We start from the raw sequence: 6,214 nt of genomic DNA, 5'->3' as shown, positions 1-6,214 counted from the left end.
GCGATGTAACTGCCGCGAAAGCCATGCGCGGCAATGCCTTGCCCGCTCCCCGGCACCCCGCCTTCCCATCCACCCAGCGACGCCGCGGTGGACAGGCAGCGCGCCAGCCGCGGCTCGCCCCCCAGCATGCCGATGCGAAAGGATAGCGGCTCCACGCCCGCCGCCCGCGCCAGTTCGTCGACGAAGCTTTCGGTGAAGAAGCAGCTCGCACCATGCGCCCCGCCCCGCACATGCCCGGTCGGCACGCCGATATCGGCGACGTGATGGTCGATCGCCATCGCCGGCACCCGGTAGGGCGGTACCGCCCCCCCGGTGGCATAGGTTTCGCGCAGCATCCGCCGCGGCAGCCCCGGTACCAGTCGTGCCGCCAGCGCCTTGCCCGTCTCGGGGCTCGCGATCTTCGCCTGCCAGCCCAGCACGGCACCGTTCGCCCCCAGCCGCGCCGTCATCTCGGCGACGGCAGGCGGCCGGTAATGATCCTGCAACAACGCCTCGCCGCGTGACCACATCAGGTTCACCGGCCGCTTCAGCCGCATCGCGATCGATGCGGCTTGCGCCACCGCGTCATGCTCCAGCGCCGCACCGAACGACCCGCCGATCATCATCGCGTGTACGGTGACCCGGTCCTCGGGCAGATCCGCCGCTGCCGCCGCCGCCGCCCGCGCGCGCGCCGGTGCCTGGGTCGGCGCCCATATCTCCAGTCGATCGTCGCGATATGCCGCCACCGCAGCCGGCGTCTCGATCCCGCCATGCACCATCGGCGCCACGCGGTAGGTGGCGCTGACCGCCCGACCCTGTGCCAGCCCCGCCTCGATATCGCCGACTGCCGCCACCGATCGCCCGTCATCTTTCAGCGCCGCATCCAGCGCCGCCGCGATCAATGCGGTGGAAGGACCCGGCCCCTCGGTGGCGAAGCGCGGATGGCTGGCATCCAATGCGCGGCTGGCGGTCCACCATGTCGCCGCGGCCACCGCGACCCATTCCTCGGTCTCGATCACCTCGACCACGCCCGGTACAGCACGCGCCGCCGCACGGTCGATGCCGACCAGCCGGCTCCCGATCGGCCCCCGCCGCACCCCGACATGCACCATGTCGGGCAGGCGGATGTCGGCGGTGAAGTTGGCCGACCCGTCGACCTTGGACGGCGCATCCAGCCGCGGCACCGCCTTGCCCATCAGCGCGCCCGCGCCCTGCACCCCGATCGGCAGCGGATCGGGCACCGTCTGCCTGACCGCCTCGTCCACCAGTTCCGCAAAGCGCAGCCGCTTGCCCGCATGGATGACGAAGCCGGCTTGCGCGGTGCAGTCCGTCCAGTCCGCATCCCACCGCCGCGCCGCCGCCTGGATCAGCAGCGCGCGCGCCGCCGCCGCCGCCTCACGCGCCGGCGCCTCGAACATCCGGATGGAGGAGGACGCCGCCGTCACCATCGCCGCATTGCGCGTCGCCCATTCCCCCCGCCACGCCGCCGGCACCGCATCGAAACCATGCTCGAACAGCTCGTCCAGCCCCAGCGGATTGGCATAAAGCGGATGCACCGGCGCCGGGGCCACCGCCACCGTGCGCCAGTCCGCGCCCAGCTCGTCCGCCACGATTTGCGGCAGCGTGGTATAAACGCCCTGCCCATGCTCCGCCTGCGGCACCGCCACCGTCACATGCCCGTCGCGCCCGATCTTCAGCCACGCACCGAACGCCCGCTCGTCCGGCCCCACGGTCAGCCCCGGCGCATAGTCGCGCGGCCACAGTCCCCAGGCCACGACCAGCCCCAGTCCGGCCCCGCCCCCCACCAGCAACGTCCGCCTGCCGATCATCGTCATGGCCCGGGCCTTACAGGCTGTCTGGAGATTGGCGAAAGAGCCAATCTAGGCGGTGCCGGCCCGCTCCCCCTTCAGGCCGCCACCAGCGCCCGGTACCGCGCCTTCAGCGTCACCTTGTCGATCTTCTCGGTCCCCAGCCGCGGCAGCGCCTCGTCCACGATCCAGATGCGGCGCGGCACCTTGAACGCCGCCAGATGCTCGCCCAGAAACGCCTCCAGCGCGGCGGCATCGACATCCGCCCCGTCATGCAGATGGACCACCGCGCCGGGCACCTCCCCCATCCGCGCATCCTCCAGCCCGAACACCGCCGCCTCGGCCACCCCGGCATGCGCATACAGCGCCGCCTCCACCTCCTGACAACTGATGTTCTCGCCCCCGCGAATGATGATGTCCTTCTTGCGGTCGACGATGAACAGATAGCCGTCCTCGTCGAGCAGCCCGATATCGCCCGTCCGGAAGAAGCCATCCGCGGTGAACGCCGCCGCGGTGGCGTCCGGCTGGCCCCAATATTCGCGGAAGTTCGCGACCGATCGAATCGCCACCTCGCCGCGCGCGCCCTGGGGCACCGCGCGCCCGTCATCGTCCACGATTCTCAACTCGACCAGCGGCGGCGAGGCGCGCCCCGCCGAATCGGGCTTCGCCAGATAGTTGGAGCGCCAGTTGCCCGATCCCGTCGCGTTGGTTTCGGTCAGGCCATAGCCGATCAGCGGCGCCGTGCCCCCCATCTCGGCCGCGATGCGCCGCACATGCTCCACCGGCCGCGGTGCGCCGCCCGCCGCCAGATCGACCAGGCACGACAGGTCATACTCCGGCCGCCGCGGATGGTTCAGCATCTCCAGCCCCATCAGCGGCACACCGACGAAATAGGTCACCCGCTCCGCCGCGATCAGCCGCATCGCCTCCTGCGCATCCCATTTCGGCATCAGCACCAGCTTGCGCCCCATCGCGAAGCTTTGCAGCATCACCGGCACCTCGGCGGTGACGTGGAACAGCGGCAGGCTGAGCAGCGTCGCGGGCTGCCCCTGCGGCGGATTGCCGTCCGCGGTGCTGATGCTCAGCATCGTCATGGCCTGGGTCAGGAAGCTGAACGTCCCCTGCACCACCGCCCGGTGGTCGGACAACGCCCCCTTGCACCAGCCGGTCGATCCGCTGGTGAACAGGATCGTCGCATGATCGTCCGGTCCCACCACCGGCAACGGCACGGCGGTCGCGCCTTCAGGCGCCATCAGCGGGGTCAGCGCCTGTCCCAGCGGCAGGTGATCGTCCAGCACCACCACCGGCGCCGCCAGATCGGGCACGCCCTCCAGCCGCTTGGCACGCGGCAGGTCCGCCACGATCAGCGCGCACGCCACATCGCGCGTCGCCTGCCCCAGTTCGTCCGCCTGCCACCAGCCGTTGAGCAACGTCGCCACGCCGCCCGCGATCAGCACCCCCATATAGGTCACGATCCAGGCCGGCGAGTTGCGCATCGCGATGCCCACCCGGTCGCCCTTGCGCACCCCGCGCGCCGCCAGGCCGTTCGCCACCAGCAGCGCGGCATCATAGGTCTCGGTAAAGCTCAGCCGCTCCTCGCCGGATACCAGAAAGGTCGCCGCACCATGCTGCGCACAAAAATGCGCGAAATAGGCGGGCAGGCTGGGCGGCGCGGCGGCGATCACCGGCAGGTCGACGCCGTGCCGCGCGATCGAACCCAGCGCCAGCGGCCCCTCCGCACCGGTCAGCGCCGCCACCGTCGCGTCCATCCGCCCGTCCAGCTCGGTCCGCATCGCTCTCTCCTTTATCGGGCTCTTGGTCTTGCCGTTGCCCGCCACTATGCAGACGCGGACCATGAGGGAAAAGCCTTGATCGAACTGCTCGCGGCCGGCACCGGCCATATCCGCTTCGAGGATCTGGGATTGCACCCGGATGTCTTCTCGATCGGCTTCTTCACGCTGCGCTGGTACAGCCTGGCCTATATCGCCGGCATCCTCATCGGCTGGTGGTATCTGCTGAAGCTGCTGGCCCAGCCCGGCGCCCCGATGGCGCGGCGCCATGCCGACGATCTGGTGTTCTACGCCACGCTCGGCATCATCCTGGGCGGCCGCATCGGCTATGTGCTGTTCTACGCGCCGGAAATGATCCTGCACCCGCTGCGCATCCTGCGGCTGTGGGACGGCGGCATGAGCTTCCATGGCGGCGTGATCGGCACCTCGCTCGGGCTCATCCTGTTCGCGCGCAAGCACAAGCTCGATTGGCTGCGTGTCCACGACTATATCGCCTGCTGCGTTCCCTTCGGCCTGTTCTTCGGCCGGCTGGCGAACTTCGTGAACGGCGAACTCTGGGGCAAGCCGACCGACGTGCCCTGGGCGATCGTCTTTCCGCGCACCGTCCCCTTCGGCATCCCCGATCCGGCCCGCCACCCCAGCCAGCTTTACGAGGCGGGTCTTGAGGGCCTCCTTCTTTTCGCCATCCTGTGGTTCGCCTTCTGGCGCACGAAAGCACGCTACGAGCCGGGCAAGCTCGTCGGCCTGTTCGTGCTCGGCTACGGCCTTGCCCGCTTCATCGTCGAATTCTTCCGCGAACCCGACAGCCAGTTGCGGCAGTTCGCCGAACAGACCGGGCTCCACATGGGCCAGTGGCTGTGCGTGCCGATGATTGCGGGCGGTCTCTATCTGGTCCTCACCGCGCCGAAGCGCCGCCAGCGGGTCGAGCCGATCGCCGGCCCCGACAGCGTCGCCTGACGATGGCGTCCGACTCCCCCCTGATCCCCCCGGCCGATTTCGTCCGCACCGCCGAGGAGGCACTTCCCGAGCGCATGGCCCGCGCCATCGCGCTCGCCGGACCCATCCCGCTGTCGCAATATATGGCCGCCGCCAACGCGCATTATTATGCCAGCCGCGATCCGCTGGGCACCGGTGGCGACTTCACCACCAGCCCCGAGATCAGCCAGATGTTCGGCGAGCTGATCGGCCTGTGGTGCGCCGACCTGTGGGACCGCGCCGGCCGCCCGCAGGTTGCCTGGGTCGAACTCGGCCCCGGTCGCGGCACGCTTGCCGCCGATGCCCTGCGCGCGATGGCCAAGGCCGGCCTCGTGCCCCCCGTCCATTTCGTCGAAACCAGCCTTGCACTGCGCGAAGCCCAAAAGGCGCGTGTGCCGAACGCGACCTGGCACGACAGCGTCGACACGCTGCCCACCGACACCGCGCTGATCGTCGTCGCCAACGAATTTTTCGACGCGCTGCCGATTCGCCAGTTGGTGAAGCGCGGCGATGGCTGGCACGAGCGTCTGGTCGCCGCGCAGGATACGCTGTTCCTCCCCATCGCCGGCCCCGCCGTCCCCGTCCCCGCCATCCCCGAGACGCTGCGCGATTCGCCCCCCGGCTCGATCATCGAGGTGTCGCCCCATTCGGTTGCGATCATGCGCAGCCTCGCCGCGCGCATCGCCGCACAGGGCGGCGCGATGCTGGCGATCGATTACGGGTACGAAGGCCCCGCGCTCGCCGACACGCTGCAGGCGGTGCGCGGCCACGCCTTCGCCAACCCTTATGAAGCCCCCGGCGAGCATGACCTGTCCGCCCATGTCGACTTCACCACCCTCGCCGCCGCCGCGCAGAGCGCCGGGGCCACCGCGTTCGGCCCGGTCACCCAGCGCGATCTGCTCGGCCAGCTCGGCATCGACCAGCGCACTGCGGCGCTGGCCCGCAGCACCCCCGACAAGGCGGAGGCGCTGATGGCCGACCGCGTCCGCCTGATGGATGCGATGGGCACGCTGTTCCGCGCGCTGGCGATCACCCGCCCCGACTGGCCGGTTCCGGCGGGATATGGCGAATGATCACCTATCGCTCCGCCCGTGCAGAGGATGCCGACGCGCTCGCCGCCTGCGCCCGCGCCGCCTTCACCGAAACCTTCGGCACGCTCTACAGCGCCCGCGACCTCGCCACCTTTCTGGACGAGGCGTTCGGCCCCACCGGGCTTCCTTCGCAGATCGGCCGCCCCGGCTGGCACATCCAGGTGGCATTCGATGGCGACCGTATCGCCGGCTTCGCCAAGCTCGGCCCCGTCGCCTTTCCGGGTGACTGGTCCGCGAATGCGATCGAACTGCACCAGCTTTACGTTGGGCGGGCATGGCTCGGCGCCGGCATCGGCCCCGCCCTGATGGACTGGGCGCTCGCCCACGCCACCGCGCAGGGCGCGTCCGAAATGCTGCTCTCGGTCTATGTCGACAACCACCGTGCCAAGCGCTTCTACGCCCGCTACGGGTTCGAGGACATCGGCCGCTACGACTTCGCCGTCGGCGACACGATCGACGAAGATCGCATCATGCGCCTGACATTATAAAAATGACCATAACCCCCCTTACCACCCCGCTCCTGAACCCCATCCCTGTCTCTTATACACATCTGACGCTGCCGACGATACTC

At 69.7% G+C, this 6,214-nt stretch carries 5 protein-coding genes; 3 read left to right on the top strand and 2 right to left on the bottom strand.

Features of this window, described 5'->3' with window-relative positions:
- A partial coding sequence (locus Q0U08_RS16680; protein WP_298092730.1) for a molybdopterin cofactor-binding domain-containing protein occupies nucleotides 1-1,814 on the bottom strand: 1,814 nt, incomplete at its 3' end.
- Nucleotides 1,815-1,885: 71 nt separating this feature from the next.
- Nucleotides 1,886-3,580, bottom strand: coding sequence for a class I adenylate-forming enzyme family protein (locus Q0U08_RS16675; RefSeq protein WP_298092729.1), 1,695 nt, complete (start codon nucleotides 3,578-3,580; stop codon nucleotides 1,886-1,888).
- A gap of 75 nt (nucleotides 3,581-3,655) precedes the next feature.
- Here Q0U08_RS16675 and lgt point away from each other — a divergent pair, with 75 nt between their 5' ends.
- From lgt to Q0U08_RS16660, 3 genes are read left to right on the top strand one after another with little or no spacing between them, the layout of a single operon-like run.
- Complete coding sequence (lgt, locus tag Q0U08_RS16670; RefSeq protein WP_298092728.1) at nucleotides 3,656-4,534, top strand: prolipoprotein diacylglyceryl transferase; 879 nt, start codon at nucleotides 3,656-3,658, stop codon at nucleotides 4,532-4,534.
- A 2-nt stretch (nucleotides 4,535-4,536) separates the two neighbouring features.
- Nucleotides 4,537-5,625 carry an SAM-dependent methyltransferase gene (locus tag Q0U08_RS16665; protein ID WP_298092726.1) on the top strand — a complete coding sequence of 363 codons (1,089 nt, stop codon included), beginning with the start codon at nucleotides 4,537-4,539 and terminating at the stop codon, nucleotides 5,623-5,625.
- Nucleotides 5,622-6,131, top strand: coding sequence for a GNAT family N-acetyltransferase (locus Q0U08_RS16660; RefSeq protein WP_298092725.1), 510 nt, complete (start codon nucleotides 5,622-5,624; stop codon nucleotides 6,129-6,131). Before Q0U08_RS16665 ends, Q0U08_RS16660 begins: the two co-directional genes overlap by 4 nt.
- Nucleotides 6,132-6,214: the final 83 nt, after the last annotated feature.

Origin of the sequence: uncultured Sphingomonas sp., from assembly GCF_946477935.1 — a bacterium.
Taxonomy (GTDB): domain Bacteria; phylum Pseudomonadota; class Alphaproteobacteria; order Sphingomonadales; family Sphingomonadaceae; genus Sphingomonas.
The sequence above is the reverse complement of the archived record's forward strand: the minus strand, read 5'-3'. Positions and strand labels throughout refer to the sequence as shown.

Excerpts from the sequence above, each read along its gene's own strand:
- Q0U08_RS16675 (WP_298092729.1), bottom strand. The coding sequence starts at position 3,580 with ATGCGGACCGAGCTGGACGGGCGGATGGACGCGACGGTGGCGGCGCTG.
- Q0U08_RS16665 (WP_298092726.1), top strand. The coding sequence starts at position 4,537 with ATGGCGTCCGACTCCCCCCTGATCCCCCCGGCCGATTTCGTCCGCACC.
- Q0U08_RS16660 (WP_298092725.1), top strand. The coding sequence starts at position 5,622 with ATGATCACCTATCGCTCCGCCCGTGCAGAGGATGCCGACGCGCTCGCC.